Source organism: Fundicoccus sp. Sow4_D5 (assembly GCF_052116365.1).
GTDB lineage: Bacteria > Bacillota > Bacilli > Lactobacillales > Aerococcaceae > Fundicoccus.
In genome coordinates, this window is record NZ_JBQKLF010000001.1 from 504,190 (window position 1) to 524,160 (window position 19,971).

At 38.1% G+C, this 19,971-nt stretch carries 17 protein-coding genes; 16 read left to right on the forward strand and 1 reads right to left on the reverse strand.

Annotated features, from left to right (window positions below):
- The first annotated feature begins 113 nt into the window (after nucleotides 1-113).
- Nucleotides 114-476: a hypothetical protein gene (locus tag ACTQ45_RS02460; protein ID WP_441762858.1), complete on the forward strand. Its 363-nt coding sequence runs from the start codon at nucleotides 114-116 to the stop codon at nucleotides 474-476.
- A 3-nt stretch (nucleotides 477-479) separates the two neighbouring features.
- On the forward strand, nucleotides 480-1,658 hold the full coding sequence (locus ACTQ45_RS02465; RefSeq protein WP_441762859.1) for an ATP-binding cassette domain-containing protein: 1,179 nt from the start codon (nucleotides 480-482) through the stop codon (nucleotides 1,656-1,658).
- Between the two features lie 236 nt (nucleotides 1,659-1,894).
- Here the strand turns inward: ACTQ45_RS02465 and ACTQ45_RS02470 are convergent, their stop codons facing one another.
- On the reverse strand, nucleotides 1,895-2,173 hold the full coding sequence (locus ACTQ45_RS02470; RefSeq protein ID WP_441762860.1) for a response regulator: 279 nt from the start codon (nucleotides 2,171-2,173) through the stop codon (nucleotides 1,895-1,897).
- 254 nt (nucleotides 2,174-2,427) lie between these two features.
- Between ACTQ45_RS02470 and rseP the strand changes: the two genes are divergently transcribed.
- The 14 genes from rseP (at nucleotide 2,428) to grpE (ending at nucleotide 19,956) form a co-directional block, all read left to right on the forward strand.
- The gene (gene rseP / locus ACTQ45_RS02475; protein WP_441762861.1) at nucleotides 2,428-3,693 is read left to right on the forward strand and encodes an RIP metalloprotease RseP; all 1,266 of its coding nucleotides are present in this window, start codon (nucleotides 2,428-2,430) and stop codon (nucleotides 3,691-3,693) included.
- Between the two features lie 131 nt (nucleotides 3,694-3,824).
- Nucleotides 3,825-8,132 (forward strand): PolC-type DNA polymerase III, encoded by a 4,308-nt coding sequence (locus ACTQ45_RS02480; protein ID WP_441762862.1) that lies wholly within the window; start codon nucleotides 3,825-3,827, stop codon nucleotides 8,130-8,132.
- 340 nt (nucleotides 8,133-8,472) lie between these two features.
- Nucleotides 8,473-9,021, forward strand: coding sequence for an NADPH-dependent FMN reductase (locus ACTQ45_RS02485; RefSeq protein WP_441750392.1), 549 nt, complete (start codon nucleotides 8,473-8,475; stop codon nucleotides 9,019-9,021).
- A 455-nt stretch (nucleotides 9,022-9,476) separates the two neighbouring features.
- Nucleotides 9,477-9,950: a ribosome maturation factor RimP gene (gene rimP / locus ACTQ45_RS02490; protein WP_441762863.1), complete on the forward strand. Its 474-nt coding sequence runs from the start codon at nucleotides 9,477-9,479 to the stop codon at nucleotides 9,948-9,950.
- Between the two features lie 24 nt (nucleotides 9,951-9,974).
- Nucleotides 9,975-11,384 (forward strand): transcription termination factor NusA, encoded by a 1,410-nt coding sequence (nusA, locus tag ACTQ45_RS02495; RefSeq protein ID WP_441762864.1) that lies wholly within the window; start codon nucleotides 9,975-9,977, stop codon nucleotides 11,382-11,384.
- 27 nt (nucleotides 11,385-11,411) lie between these two features.
- Nucleotides 11,412-11,711, forward strand: a complete 300-nt coding sequence (gene rnpM / locus ACTQ45_RS02500; RefSeq protein ID WP_441750395.1) for an RNase P modulator RnpM — start codon at nucleotides 11,412-11,414, stop codon at nucleotides 11,709-11,711.
- Nucleotides 11,708-12,025 (forward strand): L7Ae/L30e/S12e/Gadd45 family ribosomal protein, encoded by a 318-nt coding sequence (locus tag ACTQ45_RS02505; protein ID WP_441750396.1) that lies wholly within the window; start codon nucleotides 11,708-11,710, stop codon nucleotides 12,023-12,025. The genes rnpM and ACTQ45_RS02505 overlap by 4 nt, the downstream gene beginning before the upstream one ends.
- A gap of 32 nt (nucleotides 12,026-12,057) precedes the next feature.
- Entirely contained in the window at nucleotides 12,058-14,352 is a 2,295-nt protein-coding gene (infB, locus tag ACTQ45_RS02510) for a translation initiation factor IF-2 (protein WP_441750397.1), read from the forward strand.
- Between the two features lie 27 nt (nucleotides 14,353-14,379).
- Nucleotides 14,380-14,781 carry a 30S ribosome-binding factor RbfA gene (rbfA, locus tag ACTQ45_RS02515; protein WP_441750398.1) on the forward strand — a complete coding sequence of 134 codons (402 nt, stop codon included), beginning with the start codon at nucleotides 14,380-14,382 and terminating at the stop codon, nucleotides 14,779-14,781.
- A 238-nt stretch (nucleotides 14,782-15,019) separates the two neighbouring features.
- Nucleotides 15,020-15,934 (forward strand): tRNA pseudouridine(55) synthase TruB, encoded by a 915-nt coding sequence (gene truB / locus ACTQ45_RS02520; protein WP_441762865.1) that lies wholly within the window; start codon nucleotides 15,020-15,022, stop codon nucleotides 15,932-15,934.
- A gap of 24 nt (nucleotides 15,935-15,958) precedes the next feature.
- The gene (ribF, locus tag ACTQ45_RS02525) at nucleotides 15,959-16,909 is read left to right on the forward strand and encodes a riboflavin biosynthesis protein RibF (RefSeq protein ID WP_441762866.1); all 951 of its coding nucleotides are present in this window, start codon (nucleotides 15,959-15,961) and stop codon (nucleotides 16,907-16,909) included.
- 59 nt (nucleotides 16,910-16,968) lie between these two features.
- Nucleotides 16,969-18,132: a radical SAM family heme chaperone HemW gene (gene hemW, locus ACTQ45_RS02530; RefSeq protein WP_441762867.1), complete on the forward strand. Its 1,164-nt coding sequence runs from the start codon at nucleotides 16,969-16,971 to the stop codon at nucleotides 18,130-18,132.
- Nucleotides 18,133-18,312: 180 nt separating this feature from the next.
- The gene (gene hrcA, locus ACTQ45_RS02535) at nucleotides 18,313-19,329 is read left to right on the forward strand and encodes a heat-inducible transcriptional repressor HrcA (protein ID WP_441750402.1); all 1,017 of its coding nucleotides are present in this window, start codon (nucleotides 18,313-18,315) and stop codon (nucleotides 19,327-19,329) included.
- A gap of 33 nt (nucleotides 19,330-19,362) precedes the next feature.
- Nucleotides 19,363-19,956 carry a nucleotide exchange factor GrpE gene (gene grpE / locus ACTQ45_RS02540; protein WP_441762868.1) on the forward strand — a complete coding sequence of 198 codons (594 nt, stop codon included), beginning with the start codon at nucleotides 19,363-19,365 and terminating at the stop codon, nucleotides 19,954-19,956.
- Nucleotides 19,957-19,971: the final 15 nt, after the last annotated feature.

Here is a 19,971-nt window from a genome sequence, read left to right on the forward strand (position 1 = left end):
CATTTTAATGTTTCTGCTATTTTTTTGGTCAAAACTGACCATTCGTTGATAAATTGTGACCATTCGTTAAAAAAAATCCTGAATCAAGCGATTGTTTAGGTAGACTATATTCAGTGATAAAGTTTATGAGAGGTGCAGCATATGGAAAAGTTAAAAATAAATGGCGAAATTTTAAACTACTCTGGCAATTAGTTCATGAGTATAAGAAAACAATGCTATTATGGATTTTAGTTAAAATATTTGTGTCATCATTCGTGCCGTTTGTTCAATTGTTAACCATGGCGAAAGTTATTCAGTGGCTAGGCGATGGAATGTCAGTGAAACAATTTATTCAAAATTTAATGCTCTGGATGTTAGCTGTGATACTGCTAACTACCTTAGAAGTATTCTTAAACAATACATTCGATTATTTTTCAGAAACGTTTAGGATTCAATTAATTCCTTCTATTACTTACCAACAATTGTCTTTGGACTAGCCGTTGACGACGGGTAAAGATGGGAGTCGTAAGTTTTGGGATGCCATGATGTTGTTGGATTACCGTGGCACGTCATTAGGACGAGTTTTGGATGAATGGTTAGCCATTGGAATAGCGGTTTTATCTGTAGGTATATATTTAATGACTCTTTTCAGATTGGAGAAGAATTTTTTACTTGTAATTTTAGTTACTTTATTAGGTTTAAGTTTACTGAAAAGAAGGCAAGAGATTTTAAAGGAAAAACAACGGCCAGCTTTATTGAAGAATTGGCGACAATTTAATTATTTAGAGAAGATTATTGGTGATCATCGAATTGCTAAAGATTTGCGATTATTTCATATGAAGGATTGGTTTCAATCGATAAAAGAAGAGTTGAGTGGAGAGTATCGAAAGATTACTAAAGATTTACGCTGGCATAAAATGATAGAGAATATATTTGTTACGCTTGCGCTTGTCTTGTTATCTTTAGGCGCTTACTTGAGAAGCATCGATTTGATTATCCAAGAGGCTTTACCTGTTTCGGAATTTGTAGTGTATGTGGGCGTGGTTACTTTAATTACACAAGCACTCATGAATTTCGTCAGCCAAGTCACTGCATTGAATGTTAGCTTGTTAGAGATGGATGCGTATGCTGAATTTATGAAACAAGAGCCAGTATTCAATCACCAAAAGGGTCTTTATGTACCAAATGATATTAATGATATTACGTTTCGTAATGTCTCTTATACGTATCCGAATAATCAAGACGCTAGTATTAAGCAACTGAATGTCACCTTTAAGGGGAATGAAACAATTGCAATCGTGGGTTCAAACGGAGCGGGTAAGACCACGCTTATCAAGCTTTTGCTAGGCTTGTTAAAACCAGATACTGGAGAGATTTTAATTAACGGTCGCCTACAAGCTGACTATAATATACATGAGCTGTACGATTTATTCTCACCTGTTTTTCAAGAATATATTGCCTTTACTTTTACAATACGAGAAGCAATCATTCAAGGGTATCCTTTTGACGAAGTAAAGTACATGAAAGTGCTTAAGGAAAGTGGGCTGGATGAAATCATTGCTAATTTGCCAGATGGAGATGAGAGTCGTTATGTTAAGGAAGTTCATTTTGATGCGGTTCAGTTGTCCGGTGGACAAGCTCAAAAATTAAAATTGGCTCAGGCTTTGTATTCATGTTAAGCGTTAATGTTTCTTCATTACAAAGGGTTAAAACAGTTTGATGTTTTGCTGCTTCAATATAAACAATGTCTTGAAGATTTAACTTGTGTGGGTAGCCTTGATAGTCAACCAACAGATAATTCATTTCTTGAGGCCGTTGAGCTAAGTAGCGCTTAAAAACTTGAGTCATCTTTTCCTGAGTAATCGGTTTGAGAGCATAATCTAAAGCGTTAACTCCGTAACTTTCCAAAGCGTACTCAGCAAAAGCAGTTACAAAAATTAAAAGTAACCGTTTGATTGCTTTCTCTTACTTTCTGGGCAGCCTTTAGACCGTTCAATCCCTTCATTTGAATATCTAGAAAGGCAATCTCCAACTCAGGCAAATCCTCGAGGGAAAAGAGGAAGGCTTCACCACTGTCAAAAAAATGTACCTGGATATTTAATGCTAACTCCTTAGCCGTAGTCTGGAGTAGCGTGTCCATAAAACGTTGTTGTAATATATCATCATCAACGACCGCAATTTGGATTTTCTTCAACGAAATCACCACCTAACTATATCCATTAGTTTAATAAATTTACTCTTAAGATTACAGTTTTTGGTGCAAAAGAAAACTTATCAATCAAAGCATTGAAAAACTATGCTAAACAATTCACTTTAATAAAAAAATTACTTGTGTTTAGTGCTTGCCTTATTTTACATTTCTAGTTAAATAGGCTAAAATTACATAATGTTGGGAAACTTATAAGTACGAGATAAAGACAAATAACTAGATAGAGGATTGAAGAAACTATGCAAACTTTGCAAACTATTATCGTATTTTTGATTATCTTTTCAATCATCGTAGTGATTCATGAATTTGGTCATTACTTTTTTGCCAAAAGAGCAGGCATTCTTGTTCGTGAGTTTGCGATCGGAATGGGACCAAAACTTTTTGCTAAGCAAGGAAAAGATGGCACAACATATACTTTAAGAATGCTACCTTTAGGGGGATATGTTCGTTTAGCTGGTCTGAATGAAGAAGAAGCCATCCAGCCAGGTATGCAAGTCGGCTTACAATTAGACGCACAAGATCAAGTGAATGTGATTAACACGACTGAGCGTACGGAAATCGATGAGTTACCCGTGCAAATAGATCAACTTGATTTATCGAATGACATGTATATTCAAGCGATTCCGGTCGGGCAAGTTGACCCGGTTCGTTATAATGTTTCTAAAACTGCTCAAATAATTGAAGCAGATGGTACTCGGGTACAAGTTGCTCCATTAGAGTCGCGTTACGAGGCAGCAACTGTTGGGCAGAAAATAATGACCAACTTCGCTGGGCCTATGAATAACTTTATTCTTTCTATTATAACATTTGCTATTGTGGGGCTTTTAATGCCTGCGGTACCCAATAATAGTTCAGAGATTGGAGCGGTCGTTGAGAATAATCCTGCGGCTGAAGCGGGCATGCTAGCTGGTGATAAAATCATTGAGATTAATCAACAAAGTGTTTCGACTTGGAGTGAAGTTGTTTCGATGATTCAAGCATTACCAGGTCAAACTGTTCCGGTTGTTGTGGAACGTAGTGGGGAAGAAATCCCCCTAACAATTGCGGTCAGTGGTGAACCTGATGGCGAAGCTGTAGGGCAAATTGGGATTTATGCCGCTCAAAAAACGGGTTTAATGGACCGCTTGCTTTATGGATTCACCGCGACTTGGGGCGTTATTGCGAGTGTGCTGAGTGTCATTGGTGGCATGTTCTCCAAAGGCTTTGATATTAATATGTTTGGCGGCCCAGTCGCAATGGCCGAAGCCACTAGTGAAGTCGTGGATCAAGGCTATACAACGATTCTATATTTTATGGCTTTTTTAAGTACTAACTTAGGAATTGTCAATTTACTACCGATTCCAGCTTTAGATGGTGGAAAGATTGTCTTGAACTTGATTGAAGCTGTTAGAGGAAAGCCACTGAGCCAAGAAAAAGAAGGCATCATTACAATCATTGGTGTTATTTTCTTATTCATCTTAATGATCGCTGTGACATGGAATGATATTAGTCGGGTCTTTTTCTAACAGAGTGATTTATTACACCTCTATTATGTGATTTTATTTATTTGAAGGCACGAGAGGTTACAATAGTATTAGTGAAGTAGTCCGTCGGTATCTTGATACTTACGGACTATTATTAACGAAAGGAGCATTGTATGAATGACAATCGTCAATTGTTCGAATTATTAATCGAGCAAATTCAGATCAATGATGCGGATATACTCGCAGCAATTAAAGCGGTGGAAATTGACCGTGTGGATGTTTATCCAGAATCTCGCTTATGGCATTTTTATTTAACAAGTCCACATAGAATTCATCCAGACGCTTTTAGAATATTTACTCACTATGTCAAAGCAGCATTTAGTGAAATCGCTGATATCGATATTTGGTGGGATTTTGAAGAGGATTCAATTAATAGCCGAGTGATCCTTGACTATTGGCAAGCTATTCAAGCGGTGTTTGGAACAGAGCGTCCATTCTTGAAAAACTGCTTGAGCCAGGCAAGTACTCGCATTGAAAATGACCAATTAGTGATTGGCTTATCGAGTCAACTACAAGTCGATATGTTAGAAAACCAATATAATGATATTCTGCAATTGCGCTTTAAACAAGTCGGTATCGAAGATGTGAAGTTAAAGTACTATGTTGACCATGAATTAAATGAACAAGAAAAAAATGATGTCATTCAAAGACAAAGTGATGAAGATGAACGTAGTTTAGTCGAAGCACTAGAAGCAATGGAGAATAACGAAAGAAAGCAAGTTAAAGTCATTGAATCAACGGGAGACCTTGCCCCGATCGGTAAGGATATTCCTAACGTCATTCCAACTCCGCTAATTGATTTACTTGATAATCAATACCGTCAAGTAATTGAAGGGTATGTCTTTAATAAGGATATAATTTCGCTTAAGAGTGGAAATGAACTGATGATTCTTAAAATTACTGACTACACGAGTTCTGTAGCAGTAAAAGTGATGTCTGGTCGTAATATAAAAAAAGAACAATTACAGCAATACGGTAAAGGTGACTGGTTGAGATTAGAAGGAGACATGATCCCGGATAACTATTCTGGTGAGATGGACTTTAGACCGCGTAGTATTCGAAAAATTAAAAAAGCGGTCCGTCTGGATAATGCCCCTGAAGATGGTAAACGCGTTGAATTACATATGCATAGTAATATGAGTATGATGGATGCTTCTAACTCAGTATCAGATTTGATTGCGCAAGCTGCTGCGTGGGGACATAAGGCTGTGGCGATTACAGATCATGCCGGTGCGCAAGCTTTCCCTGATGCCTTTTCTGCAGCGAATAAACATGGCATCAAAGTATTATATGGAATTGAAGCCAACGTCGTTAATGATGGGGAACTCGTTGCTTACAATCCGCACCACATTGCGTTAGATGATGCCACTTATGTGGTCTTTGACGTGGAGACAACAGGTCTTTCGTCTGTTTACGATTCGATTATAGAATTAGCCGGTGTAAAGATGCATGAAGGCAATGTTATTGATACTTTTGAAGCCTTTATTAATCCCGGTCACCCTTTGTCAGCATTTACAACCGAATTGACGGGGATTACAGATGCTATGCTAGCCGATGCACCTGATGCTGCACCTGTTTTACGTCGCTTTAAGGAATTCTGTGAAGGCAGTATTCTAGTTGCGCATAACGCGTCATTTGATATTGGTTTCATTAATAAAGGGTATGAAAAGATTGGTGAAGAACATACGTCACTACCGGTTATTGATACATTAGAATTATCGCGTTTAGTTAACCAACACTTGAAATCTCACGGGTTAAACCGTCTAGCACGACACTATGGTGTTCTTTTAGAACAACATCACCGTGCGATTTATGACTCGGAAACGACCGGGCAAATAATGCTGAAGTTATTAGAACAAGCTAAAGACCAATACAGTATGATTTACCATGATGAGTTGAATAATCAAATGGGTAAAGGGGAATCTTATAAACAGGCCAGACCTTTCCATGCGACGATTCTAGCTAAAAACCAACAAGGTTTGAAAGATTTATTTAAATTGATATCTGCTTCAAACGTGGAATATTATTACCGTGAGCCTAGAGTGCCGCGTAGCTTATTAAATAAATACCGTGAAAATTTATTAATTGGGACAGCATGTAGTAGTGGTGAAGTCTTTACTGCTATGATGCAGAAAGGTTATGATGAAGCGAATCAATTGGTCGATTTTTATGACTATATTGAAATTCAACCAAAATCTGTCTATGAAGTCTTAATCGAACAAGAATTAATTCGCTCTGAAGAGGATCTCGAACATATCATGAAAGAAATGGTACGTTTAGGTAGAGAAAACGATAAAATTGTTGTCGCAACAGGCAATGTGCATTATTTAGAAGAAAAAGATTCGATCTATCGAGAAATTTTAATCCGTTCGAAGAAGATTAATGCGAACCGTCAAATGTTCTTCCCGCCTCTACATTTTAGAACAACTGAAGAAATGTTAGCGGAATTCGCCTTCTTAGGTGAAGAACTAGCATACGAACTCGTTGTGACCAATTCAAATCTAATAGCAGATTCCATTGATGAAGTTGAAGTAATTAAATCGAAACTTTACACTCCGAACATCGAAGGTTCGAATGAACAGATTCGTGAGCTAAGTTACAATAAAGCCCATGAGCTTTATGGAGAAAATTTGCCTGAAATTGTCGAAAAGCGGATTGAAAAAGAATTAAACAGTATTATTTCCAATGGATTTGCCGTAATCTATCTAATTTCTCAAAAGCTGGTTCACAAGAGTATGGAGGACGGATATTTAGTAGGTTCGCGTGGGTCTGTTGGATCCAGTTTAGTGGCAACATTGACGGGGATTACAGAAGTTAACCCATTAGCCCCTCATTACTATTGTCAAAATTGTTATTTTTCAGAGTTTTATACGGATGGTTCAGTCGGTTCGGGTTATGACTTACCAGAACGTGGTTGTCCTGATTGTGGACAAAGGTTATCTAAAGAAGGCCAAGATATTCCGTTTGAGACTTTCCTAGGATTCTATGGGGATAAAGTTCCCGATATCGATTTGAACTTCTCAGGTGCTTATCAATCACGTGCCCATGCTTATACCAAAGAGTTGTTTGGGGAAGAGTATGTTTACAAAGCCGGAACCATTGGGACTGTTGCTGAGAAAACCGCCTTTGGATATGTCCGCGGCTATTTAGAAATTGAACAGAAACACTTACCTCAAGCCGAAAAAGAAAGATTAGCCAAAGGCATTGAAGGCGTTAAGCGAACAACTGGCCAGCATCCGGGCGGGATTATTGTTATACCGGATTATATGGACGTGTATGATTTCACGCCGATTCAATTCCCAGCCGATCAAGTCTTAGCTGAATGGAAAACGACTCATTTTGACTTCCATTCAATTCACGATAACGTCTTGAAATTAGATATTCTGGGACACGATGATCCGACCATGATTCGTTTCCTACAAGACCTAAGTGGAATTGATCCGTTAACCATCCCACCAACCGATCCTGACGTTATGTCTTTATTTAGTAGTCCAGATATTTTAGGGGTGACACCTGAACAAATCTTTTCTAAAACGGGAACACTGGGTGTTCCAGAATTTGGAACGGGCTTCGTGCGTGGGATGTTAGAAGAAACGAAACCGGATACCTTTGCAGAGTTACTTCAGATTTCAGGCTTATCTCATGGAACCGACGTTTGGTTAGGAAACGCCCAAGAGTTAATTCGTAAGAAGGTCGTACCACTAGCTAAAGTAATCGGCTGTCGTGATGATATCATGGTGGCTTTAATTCAGTATGGTATGGAAGATGGACTGGCCTTTAAAATTATGGAGAACGTACGTAAAGGTAAAGGCATCCCAGATGACTGGCAAGAAGAAATGCGTGCCAACAATGTGCCCGAATGGTACATTGACTCTTGCTTGAAGATTAAATATATGTTCCCGAAAGCCCATGCGGCCGCTTACATCCTAATGGCGCTACGCGTGGCATATTTTAAAGTTCACCACCCAATATTCTATTATTCGGCCTACTTCTCAGTACGTGCCACTGACTTTGACATCATCGCCATGCACCAAGGAAAAGAAATGGTCAAACGCCGAATTCGCGAAATTAACGACAAAGGTTTCGACAAGACAGCCAAAGACAACAACTTACTAACTGTCCTTGAAATCGCCAATGAAATGCTTGAACGAGGTTTCAGCTTCCAAATGGTCAACTTAGAAAAATCGCATTCCGACGAATTTATTATCGAAGGCGACACACTGATCCCACCATTTAGAGCAGTCCCAGGACTAGGCGCTAACGTCGCCAAACAAATCATTGCTGCCCGTGAAGAAGCTAGTTTCTTATCGAAAGAAGACTTGGCCAAACGTGGAAAAGTTTCAAAGACTATTATGGAATACCTATCAGAACACGGTGTTCTAGACGGCATGCCTGAAGAAGACCAATTAAGTCTCTTTTAATATTAAAAAATAGGGCACTAAAAATGTGTTGTAACATATGTAGCATAAACTATAAGGTCACCTGACTCTCAGCTAAAGTCTGCTGGGAGTTTTTCGTTGTATAAGGGATCATAAAGTACAGCTTGATTGACCATGCTTCAGTATACTGAACATTATTATAAATTGTCACCACACGGTTTTATAAGAAGAGCAGGTGGTTAGCTTTGTTTTCTGGTCATTAGTCACATGTTTAACTAAAACATTCAAGTTAGCTTTTGAATAATGCTTGATTTATTTCGAATTCGAGGTTATACTAAGATAGAAGTAAATGATACTATTAAAAATCGAAAGGATGTTTAGCATGACGAAGATTGGTGTAGTAGTAGGTACGTTACGTAAAGAATCATTTTCACGCAAATGGGCAAAGAATATTGTTGAATTATTACCAGAAGGTTACGAAGTTGAGTTTTTAGAGATTGACAACTTACCCTTATATAACGAAGAATATGATGAGAACAGTCCGGCTGAATATACAGCGTTTCGTGAGTCTGTCGCTCGTCAAGATGCGATTATATTTGCGACAGGTGAGTATAACCGCTCTATTCCTGGTGCATTAAAGAATGCTCTAGACGTTGCTTCTCGTCCATGGGGACAAAGTGTTTGGTCAGGAAAGCCGGCTTTAGTCGTTTCTCATTCAATTTCAAATGTTTCGGGATCGCTCGCACAATTCCACTTACGTCAAATTTTAGCATTCTTAGATATGCCTGTATTGGGTCAACCAGAAGTGATGTTAGCCAACTCTCAAAATTTAATTGGTGAAGATGGGAAAGTTAATAATCAAGGAACGGTAGACTTCTTACAGACAGTTGTGGATGCGTATGTGGCATTTATCGAGAAGCATAAAGCATAATTTAATAGTGACACGTTACAGACAGCCTCAAAAAATAGAGGCTGTCTTGTTTTTATGGATGACTGGTTTTGAACTAAGCAATCACTGAAAAGGGTTGCGATAGCTTAGTTCATCAAGGGTTTGAAGCAAAGCAAAATTTACTATGTGTAAACTTATGAATCATTCGTTGCTAAGTTTAAAATTAAATTAAGTAATTCTTATGAAGATTATATAACTTTTACTTTTGGCGTCTCTATGTCCTGATAATCAGTCGTTATTGGGCTGGTTTAGGCATAAAGACGCCATTTACTTGATATAAGGGAATGTTTGTGATATTATAATAAAGTAGAAAAACGTAGGAGAGGAGTGAGCGGCAACGCTCGCTTTTTTCATGCAGTTGGAAGCGTTAAAGAAACGTGTGAACAATTGGACTATGAGGTACAGACAGAATTTTGAAGAATTTAAGAGGTGAATAAATGAGTGCTGTTTTAGATAAAGTTAAGCCAATAATCGAGCCAATCGTAAGTGATATGGGTTGTTCTTTGGTGGATGTAGAGTATTTAAAAGAAGGTAGAAACTGGTTCTTACGTGTTTATGCGGATAAAGAAGGTGGCATCGATTTAGACGATTGTGCTGCAATTAGCGAACAGCTTAGCGAAGCATTTGACCAAATTCATCCTGACCCTTTCCCAGATGCTTATTTTCTAGAAGTATCGTCACCAGGTGCTGAACGACCTTTAAAAACGGAAGCAGATATCTTAGCGGCTATCGGTGAATATGTGCATTTTGATTATTATTTCCCACAATATGGTGAAAAACAACATGAAGGCACTTTATTAGAAGTATCTGACGAACATTATTTACTTGAAGTTCGAATTAAAACCGCGACGAGAAAATTTGAAATTGAGAAAAAAGCAGTTTCTAAAGCCCGTTTAGCGATTAAATTTTAAATGAAAGTTAAGTGAGGGAAAATAATGAGTAAAGAATTAGTTGCAGCAATGCAAGTGTTAGAAGAAGAAAAAGGTATTTCACGAACTGTCATTAAAGAAGCATTAGAATCAGCTTTAGTGTTAGCTTATAAGAAAAATTATGACCAAGCGCAAAACGTTGACGTGGTTTTCGATGAAAACAATGGTAAGATTGCTGTTTATTCAGTAAAAGAAGTTGTCGAAACGAACTATGACAGTACGTTAGAAATCAGTTTAGAAGAAGCTTTAAAAATTAATCGTGCCTATGAAATTGGCGACAAGATTAAATTTGAAGTCACGCCAAAAGACTTCGGTCGTATCGCGACACAAACGGCTAAGCATGTTATTATGCAAAGAATTCGTGAAGCTGAACGTGAGATTATCTTTGAAGAGTATAGCCAATACCAAGATGAGATTTTAACAGGTACAGTTGAACGTCAAGATAATCGCAACGTGTACGTTAACTTAGGTAAAATCGAAGCGATTATGCCAATTAATGAACAAATTCCCAATGAAGAGTTTACAATGGACGAGCGTATCAAAGTGTATGTCTCTAAAGTAGATAAAACACCTAAAGGACCTCAAGTCATTGTTTCTCGCGCACACCAAGATTTCTTACGTCGTTTATTTGAACAGGAAGTACCAGAAATTTATGATGGTGTTGTAGAAATTATGAGCGTTGCACGTGAAGCGGGCGATCGTTCGAAAGTAGCGGTTCGTTCACGTGACAAAAATATTGACCCTGTTGGAACGTGTGTCGGTCAACGCGGCCAACGTGTTCAAACTATTGTTAACGAATTGAATGGCGAGAATATGGATATTATTGAGTGGGCTGAAACGCCTCAAGAGTTTATTCGTAACGCCATGAACCCAGCAGATGTTATTGAAGTGATTTTCGATGAAGCGAATCACTCATGTATCGTGGTTGTTCCTGATTACCAATTATCATTAGCAATCGGTAAAAAAGGTCAGAACGCTCGTTTAGCTGCACGCTTAACAACTTATAAAATTGATATTAAGTCAGAAACAGCTTATGCTGAATATCAAGACGAACAAGCTGCCTTAACTTTTAAAGAAGAGGAAGATGCGCTAGATTATGGTCATGATGTTGACTTATCAAACGTTGACGGTGATTATTTAGCCTCAGAAGATGTGATTACTGATGAAACAGTTGATTACGATGCTGAAGCTAGCAATCTAAACGAAAGTTTATATGGCGAATCTACCGATGAAACATTCGAAACGACTGGTGACGTAGAGGCATTACGCGATCAACAAGATAATGCTGAACAAAACTATGACGCTGAAGATGTGGAAACTTTAATCGCTGATGCTGAAATTGATCCTGAGCAATCTTACGATGAATTAGTTGAAGAAACTGATTTTATTGAAGAAGTATCAGAAGAAGAATTATAATTTAATCTTACTTAGGGAGGGATACATTTGAAAAACAATCAAGCCAAACGTAAAGTTCCTTTGAGAAAATGTATCGTATCACAAGAAATGTACCCGAAAAAAGAATTGGTACGTGTGGTAAAAAATAAAGAAGGCGAAGTTTTCTTAGATCCATCTGGTCGACAAAATGGACGAGGAGCTTATATTGCCTTAGAGCCCAAATTAGCCTTAAAAGCTAAAGAAAAGCGAGTGTTTGATCGTGCCTTTAGTATGAAAGTAAGCGATGAGTTTTATGATGAACTGTATGCTTATGTAGATCATCAAAAAGCACGGAAAGAACTACTATGAGCCCGGAACAAAAACAATTAAACTTACTAGGTTTAGCGAATCGAGCGCGTAGTTTAGTATCAGGCGACGAGTTTGTTGAGAAGTCGATCAAAAGCAAACAAGTCTATGTTGTCATCTGTGCATCTGATGTCAGTGAAGCAACACGTGAACGTTATATAGGTTTGTGTGAGCGTGCAAATGTTCCTTTAAACCTGACTTTTACAAGAGAAGAAATTAGCCATGCGATTGGTAAAACGCGTTCAATTTGCGCCTTGAACAATCCGGGCATGTCAAAGAAATTTTTATCATATGTGACAGGAGAAAAAACAACATGAGATAAATAACTGAATATTAGGAAGGTGATATTATGTCAGCAATTCGCGTCTATGAATTTGCAAAGAAATTTGATTTAAGTAGTAAAGAACTACTTGATATTGCAAAAACAAATGGAATGAATTTCAATAGTCATATGTCGTCAATGGACGATAAACAACAAACGCAATTAACTAACGCTATCAAGAAACCAAAGGCGAAAGCCCAACCAACCAATCAAGCAAATCACAATAGAAAGAATGCCGAACAAACTGCTCCCACGAGCACGCCGGCAAAAGGTACATCCATGACTGAAAAATCTAACAAAACTACTCATACTCAAACGACTCAAGGCCAAGCGACTAACAACACGTCAAACACTACTCCTAAAGCGAATGCTAAACCAGTTGCACCGAAGCAGCCTGTTAAACAACAGACGAAAGCATCGATTGCAGCAGAAAAAGCAGCTAAAGAGTTTGGTAACAGACGTCATTCACGTGGCGGACGCCGTAATCGTCGAGGCGGCAGATATAATCAGCCGAAAACAGAATCTAAAGGTCTAACAGCACGTAAACATAAAGATTTGCCTGAAAAATTGGTTTATAGCGAAGGTATGAATATTCAAGAAATAGCGAAACAATTCCACCGTGATGCTTCAGAAATCATCAAAAAATTACTTATGTTAGGCGTAATGGCTAACCAGAACCAAGCATTATCAAAAGAAGTGATTGAATTAATCTGTATGGAATATGGTGTTGAACCCGAGCAAAAAGAAGTAGTCAACGTTTCTGATTTAAATTACTACTTCGAGAATGCTCGCGAAAATAGATCTGAAGAAGACTTAGCAACTCGTCCACCAGTTGTTACAATTATGGGACACGTTGACCACGGTAAAACTACTTTACTTGACCAACTACGTCATACACGTGTTACTGAAGGTGAAGCCGGCGGTATTACACAACATATTGGTGCTTACCAAGTTGTAGCTGACGGTAAAACAATCACATTCTTGGATACTCCAGGACATGCGGCCTTTACAACCATGCGTGCACGTGGTGCAGATGTTACCGATATTACCATTATTGTTGTAGCTGCTGATGATGGTGTAATGCCTCAAACAGTTGAAGCAATTAACCATGCAAAAGCTGCTGGCGTTCCAATCATTGTAGCAATCAATAAAATTGATAAACCAACTGCTAATCCAGACCGTGTCAAACAAGAATTAACTGAGCACGGAATTATCCCTGAAGCTTGGGGTGGAGAGCATATCTTCGTTGAAATTTCGGCGAAAATGAACATGAATATTGACGAATTATTAGAAATGGTTCTTTTAGTTTCTGAAGTTGAAGAATTAAAAGCAGAACCAAATCGTTTAGCTTTAGGGACTGTTATTGAAGCGCGTTTGGATAAATCACAAGGTGCAACTGCAACGTTACTTGTACAAGAAGGTACATTAAATGTTGGTGATCCAATCGTAGTTGGTAATACATACGGTAAAGTTAGAACGATGTTAAACGATAATGGTCGTCGTATCAAATCAGCTGGCCCAGCAACTCCTGTTGAAATCACTGGTTTAAACGATGCTCCTCAAGCGGGTGACTTATTCGTAGTCTTCGAAGATGAAAAATCTGCTCGTCAAGCAGGTGAAGAACGTGCGAGTCGTGCATTAGAATTACAAAGAGATAGCAAGAAAAAAGTAACTCTTGAAAACTTATTTGATAGTATTCAAGAAGGTGAAATGAAGTCTGTTAACGTTATTATTAAAGGTGACGTTCAAGGTTCAGTTGAAGCTTTATCTGCTAGCTTGCAAAAAATCGAAGTGGAAGGTGTTAAAGTTAACATCGTTCATCAGGCTGTTGGAGCAATCAACGAAAGTGATATTACCTTAGCTTCTGCATCAGGTGCAATTGTTATTGGCTTTAACGTTCGCCCAACACCACAAGCTCGTACACAAGCGCAAGAAGAAGAAATCGAAATTCGATCACATCGTATTATTTACGACGCGATCGAAGAGATTGAAACTGCTATGCAAGGGATGTTAGATCCTGAGTACGTTGAAGAAATCACAGGACAAGTTGTGGTTCGTGAAACGTATACAGTTTCTAAAGTTGGAACAATTGCGGGTGCTTATGTATTAGACGGCTTTATTCAAAACTCAAGTAGTATTCGCTTAATTCGTGATAACATTGTTATCTTCGAAGGTGAATTAGCAAGCTTGAAACGCTTTAAAGATGATGCTAAAGAAGTTGCTAAAGGCTTCGAATGTGGTATTATGATTGAAAACTACAACGATATTGAAGTAGACGATATCATTGAACCATACCGTATGGTAGAAGTTAAACGCAAATAATATTTAAAACAAAGGGGAGGCCCCACTATGGCGAAATTTCGCGCAGGTCGTATCCGTCAAGAGATATTAAAAGAAGTCTCAGACATCTTAATGCGTGGTGTTAAAGATCCACGTGTTGATGGTGTAACGATAACGGATGTTGAAGTGACTGGTGATTTACAACAAGCCACAATTTATTATAGTACTTTGTCAGACTTAGCTGGTGAACGCCAGAAAACTGAAGCAGGACTTAATGCTGCTAAAGGTAAAGTACGTAGTGAATTAGGCAGACGATTGACTGTTTATAAAACACCTGAAATCACATTTGAACGTGATCATTCAGTTGATTATGGTAGTCGTATTGATACTTTGCTTAATCAGATTAAGTCGACTGACGTGACATCTGAAGATGTTGAAGAGTTTGAAGACGACATTGACACTAAAGAATAATTAAATGAATCAATTACCAAAAGCACTCAACGATTGTTTCGGCAATCATTGCGTGCTTTTTTTTATTTGTGTACATGAAGTTTTGTGTGAACGGTAAGTTTTCGGCTAGCTTCTAGCCTAAATATAATTCTTAGAGTGATTAAGGAATGCATAGAAATATGGTGTAAGCACTATAATTTTGTTATAATCTAGAGTGATGAAATAAATGCTTGAATGTAATTATAGGGAGTGTCGTAGAATGTTTAATGGTATTTTACCAGTATGGAAAGAAAAGGGTATGACGAGTCACGATGTCGTCTTCAAGTTACGTCGTATATTAAAGATGAAAAGAATAGGACATACTGGAACGCTCGATCCTGAAGTGGAAGGCGTATTATTGGTTTGTCTAGGTCAAGCGACTAAACTAGTTGAGTATTTAATGGACGGAGAGAAAGTCTATCAAGGTGAAATTACCTTAGGTTATTCGACTGAAACTGAAGACGCTCATGGTGAAATTGTCGATCAGAAACCGGTTGAAACACCAATCTCACTTGAAGTAATCGATCAAGCTATGAGTTCTTTTGAAGGAGACATCACACAAATCCCTCCTTATTATTCAGCTGTCAAAGTCAATGGGCGTCGGTTATATGAATATGCTAGAGCAGGCGAGACGGTTGAACGGCCACAGCGTAAGGCAAGAATCGATTATTTCAAACGATTGACCGAGGGAACTTACGACTCAGTAAAACGCCAACAGACATGGGAGTTTGAAGTGAAATGTGGCAAAGGGACTTATGTTAGAACCTTGGCCGTTGATTTAGGCAGTAAATTTGGCTTTCCAAGTCATATGTCCCAGCTAACACGACATGCAACTGGTGGGTTTGATGCCAGTCAAACACATACGCTAGCTGATATTCAAGCGAAGATGGATGCTCAACAAATAGAAGAGATTATTTATCCGATTGAAATGGGCTTAACACAGTTTCCACAATTAGATATGACTGAGGAACAATTTGCTGATGTCAAAAATGGCAAGGTGCTTGATGAATCATATTTTGGCCAAGTGTTAAAAGAGTCCACTGTCTTAAAACTAAAGGGACAAGTCAAAGCAATTTATCGACCACATCCAGAACAAGAGGGATTAATTAAACCAGAAAAAATGTTTTTATCGTAAATTAATTGTGAAAGCGAGAATCTTATGGAAATTATAGAGTTAAGTCATCCGTATAATGATGAAGAAATCATTCACGAACCAATTGTATTAGCACTTGGTTTTTTCGATGGTGTCCATTTGGGCCATCAGGCAGTTATTAGAGCTGCTAAAGAAGAAGCAGTTAAACGTGGAATTAAATTGGCAGTCATGACGTTTAATCAGCATCCAAAAATTGTTTATTCGAAACTTGATGAAAAATCAATGTTTTATCTGTCAACAAACGAGCGTAAAGCAGACTTATTAACGGGGCTAGGAGTTGATATTCTTTATCTAGTGGATTATACATGGGCTTTCGGCTCACAAGCGCCACAGACTTTCGTTGATCGTTATATTGTCGACTTGAATGCGAAAGTGGTAGTCGCAGGTTTCGACTATACTTATGGTAAGAAAGATGTCGCCAACATGCAGACATTGCCTAAACACGCTTCAGAGCGCTTTGAAATTGTTGAAGTTGATCAATTTTCAATCAATCAGCACAAGATAGCGTCGACAAACATTCGCGAACAAATAGAAAATGGCCAAATTGAAGTCGCGAATAAGGAACTAGGATATTTATACCAAACATCAGGTACTGTCGTTCATGGTGAAAAACGCGGGAGCGCCTTGCTTGGTTACCCAACAGCTAATGTTGAAACAACAAGTAAAGAGCTTCTTCCGGGCATTGGTGTTTATATAGTAGAATTCTTTGTTTCAGAAAAGTGGCACCAAGGGATGGCCTCTGTTGGTTATAATGTAACATTCGGCGAAAATCGTCCAGTAACGTGTGAGGTCTTTATATTAGACTTTGACCAAATGATTTACGGTGAAAATGTTAAAGTCCGTTGGCACCATTACTTACGTGGGGAAATTAAATTCGATGGCCTTGATGGTCTAATTAAACAACTTGATCAAGATTTAGTGGATACCCGTGAATACTTTGCTGAATTAAATCAATAGCTCAATAAGTTAAGCGTTAAAGTCAAGGACCGAGCGTCAAATAGGATAGGAGAGAATTCATGGTAACGACCAAGCAAGCAGATGCGGTTTATATTCACATTCCTTTTTGTAAAAAGATTTGTCATTATTGTGCATTTAATAAGTACTTTTACGACGGACAACCAGTAGGTCGTTACTTGGATGGTTTAGAACAGGAAATGTCTCTTTATTCTTTAAAGCAAGATGAGGCTTTGGACACCGTCTATATCGGTGGCGGAACTCCAAGTTGCTTAAGTATGCAAGAATTAGATCAATTGATGCAAAGCGTCCATAGACATATGAGGTTAGATAAGCAAACAGAGTTTACCTTTGAAATAAACCCAGGTGAATTGTCACTAGAAAAATGTCAGTTGCTTTATGATTATGGAGTGAACCGAATTAGTATGGGAGTTCAAACCTTTAATGATAATTTATTACGTCGTATTGGCCGCAATCATCGTGTCAGACATGTTTATCAATCGATTGACTGGTTGCGTCAATCGGGTTTTGAAGCATTAAGCATTGATTTAATCTTCCGATTGCCTGGTCAGACACTTGAGGATTTTAATGAGAGTTTAAAAAAAGCGCTCGAATTGCAATTGCCGCATTATTCCTTGTATTCTCTGATTATTGAACAACAAACACTTTTTCAACAATTAATGCGCGAAGGGAAACTACCGATTCCTAATGAAGATACGGATGCTGATATGTTCGAACTCGCCATTAAACAGTTGAGTGAGCATCAGATTAATCAATATGAAATTAGTAACTTTGCAATGAAAGGCTATGAATCACGACATAATCTAAAATACTGGCAGTATCAACCATACTTTGGTTTTGGCGCCGGTGCCCACGGTTTTGTCGATGGCGTACGCTATTATAATCATGGACCAGTGCACCACTATTTGAAACAAACGCAACAACAGTCGAAGCCAATCATCAATCAATTAACACTAAATCAAAACGATCAGATGGAAGAATACATATTCTTAGCGCTGAGGACGAATCGAGGATTTAGTTTACAAGAGTTTGAAAGCAAATTTTATTATTCAGCGCTTGAATTATTTGGGGAGTTTTTTAATAAGCAAGTAGCGCAAGAATTAATGATAATTGAAAGAGAGACTGTTCGTTTAACTAATCGTGGGTTGTTTCTCGCAGATACCGTATTTCGCGAACTCATCGGCTGGTTAAACGTTGTAAAATGAACTGATATAAAATAAATGTATCTATTGATCCAGCGGGCTAGCACTCTTTATGTAAGAGTGCTAGTTTTTTGTATTATTTGAAGAAAAAGCCTTGACATGCCCCAGAATAGCGTGTAATATAATAGATGTTAGCACTCCTATAATTTAAGTGCTAAACCAAAGTGAGGTGAGCGAATCTACATGTTAACACCGAGGCAAAGGCAAGTTCTTTACTTAATCGTTAGATTATATAGTGAGTTTGAAGAACCCGTTGGTTCTAAAACTTTGTTAAGAGAGAGTCTTCTAAACGTCAGTCCAGCAACCATTCGAAATGATATGGTCGTTTTGGAAAGAGAAGGATTGCTGAGGAAAGCACACACTTCAAGTGGTCGAATTCCATCTTTCAGTGGCTATCGTTATTATGTTGACCGCTTAATCCATCACGAAGATGAGATGAAAGTCTTAGAAGAAGATGATCATGCAATTGCCGAATTATTTCATGAACGCCAAGCAGATGATTTACAGTTAGCTCAAATGGCTGCCGATATTCTGGTTTCTTTAACAGGTTATACAGCTGTTGTCTTAGGACAGAGCAATGACTCCCATCATCTGAAAGAGTTTAAGCTTGTTTATCTAAATGAGAAGAACTTAATTGCTATTATGATTACAGACGGAGGCCGTGTCGAAACTCAATTGTTCGTCACGCTTTATCCAGTAACTAAAGAAATGGTGATGAAGGCTTCAGAAATAGTCAACAATGAGTTAATAGGAACAAGTATTGAAGATGTTTACCATCGCTTAAAACTGACGATACCATTACTAACTCAACGAGCAGTTTCATATCAATTTGATTTTTCTCCCTTAGCTGAGAAAACTCTTCATAGTTTGAAAGGGCGCCAATATCATATTGGTGGTAAAAACAATTTATTTGATTTTATAGAGCCCCAAACAGACTCAGAAGATTTAAAGAAATTATTTACGATGGTGGATGGTTCTGCCAGTATGTATGATATGCTTGAAAATCGGAATCAAGGAATTGAAGTTCTTTTCGGAGCGGATATGTCGCCCTATGGGATAGCAAATCTTAGTATGGTAACAGGGAAGTTTCAACAACAAAATCAAGAAATCACATTGGGTCTGATTGGCCCCACAACCATGCCTTATCACCGTATTATCGGCTTAATGGAGAAAATGATTACAGAATTATCCAATTACTAGTTAAACGACTATATAAAATGAGGAGGTAGAAAATTGACAGAAGAAAACAAACATGTCGAGGACTCTACTGTAAAAGATGAGACACTATTTGAAACAGATAGCATCGAATCAGAAGAGGAAATTGCAAATGAAACGACTGAAACAATTACAACAGAAGATGAGACAGATGCTAAAAAAGATGACTTAGCTGAACTTACTGCAGCAAATGAAGCTCTAGAAGACAGAGTATTACGTCTACAAGCTGAAATTTCAAATATGCAACGTACGAATACACGTGAGCGTCAAAACGCAGCGAAGTATCGTTCGCAAAGTTTAGCTACAAATCTACTGGAAGTTGTCGATAACTTTGAACGTGCTCTAGCAACGGAAGTAACAAGTGAAGATGCTTTAACACTAAAAAAAGGAATCGAAATGGTTCATGGGCAACTAATTACTGCGCTAGAACGTGAAAAAGTGACTGTAATCGATCCGTTGAATGAAGCGTTTGATCCAAACTTCCACCAAGCAGTCAGCACGATGCCGGCAGAAGAAGGGCAAGCAAGCGATGTTGTCGTGAATGTATTACAAAAAGGTTATTTACTAGATGACCGTGTCATTCGTCCGGCTATGGTCATTGTATCAGCGTAAACGTATATAAATAAA

What these genes read in the sequence shown, in the direction of transcription:
- rseP (WP_441762861.1), top strand. Translation starts at nt 2,428, where the DNA reads ATGCAAACTTTGCAAACTATTATCGTATTTTTGATTATCTTTTCAATC.
- ACTQ45_RS02480 (WP_441762862.1), top strand. Translation starts at nt 3,825, where the DNA reads ATGAATGACAATCGTCAATTGTTCGAATTATTAATCGAGCAAATTCAG.
- ACTQ45_RS02485 (WP_441750392.1), top strand. Translation starts at nt 8,473, where the DNA reads ATGACGAAGATTGGTGTAGTAGTAGGTACGTTACGTAAAGAATCATTT.
- rimP (WP_441762863.1), top strand. Translation starts at nt 9,477, where the DNA reads ATGAGTGCTGTTTTAGATAAAGTTAAGCCAATAATCGAGCCAATCGTA.
- nusA (WP_441762864.1), top strand. Translation starts at nt 9,975, where the DNA reads ATGAGTAAAGAATTAGTTGCAGCAATGCAAGTGTTAGAAGAAGAAAAA.
- ACTQ45_RS02505 (WP_441750396.1), top strand. Translation starts at nt 11,708, where the DNA reads ATGAGCCCGGAACAAAAACAATTAAACTTACTAGGTTTAGCGAATCGA.
- infB (WP_441750397.1), top strand. Translation starts at nt 12,058, where the DNA reads ATGTCAGCAATTCGCGTCTATGAATTTGCAAAGAAATTTGATTTAAGT.
- rbfA (WP_441750398.1), top strand. Translation starts at nt 14,380, where the DNA reads ATGGCGAAATTTCGCGCAGGTCGTATCCGTCAAGAGATATTAAAAGAA.
- truB (WP_441762865.1), top strand. Translation starts at nt 15,020, where the DNA reads ATGTTTAATGGTATTTTACCAGTATGGAAAGAAAAGGGTATGACGAGT.
- ribF (WP_441762866.1), top strand. Translation starts at nt 15,959, where the DNA reads ATGGAAATTATAGAGTTAAGTCATCCGTATAATGATGAAGAAATCATT.
- hemW (WP_441762867.1), top strand. Translation starts at nt 16,969, where the DNA reads ATGGTAACGACCAAGCAAGCAGATGCGGTTTATATTCACATTCCTTTT.
- hrcA (WP_441750402.1), top strand. Translation starts at nt 18,313, where the DNA reads ATGTTAACACCGAGGCAAAGGCAAGTTCTTTACTTAATCGTTAGATTA.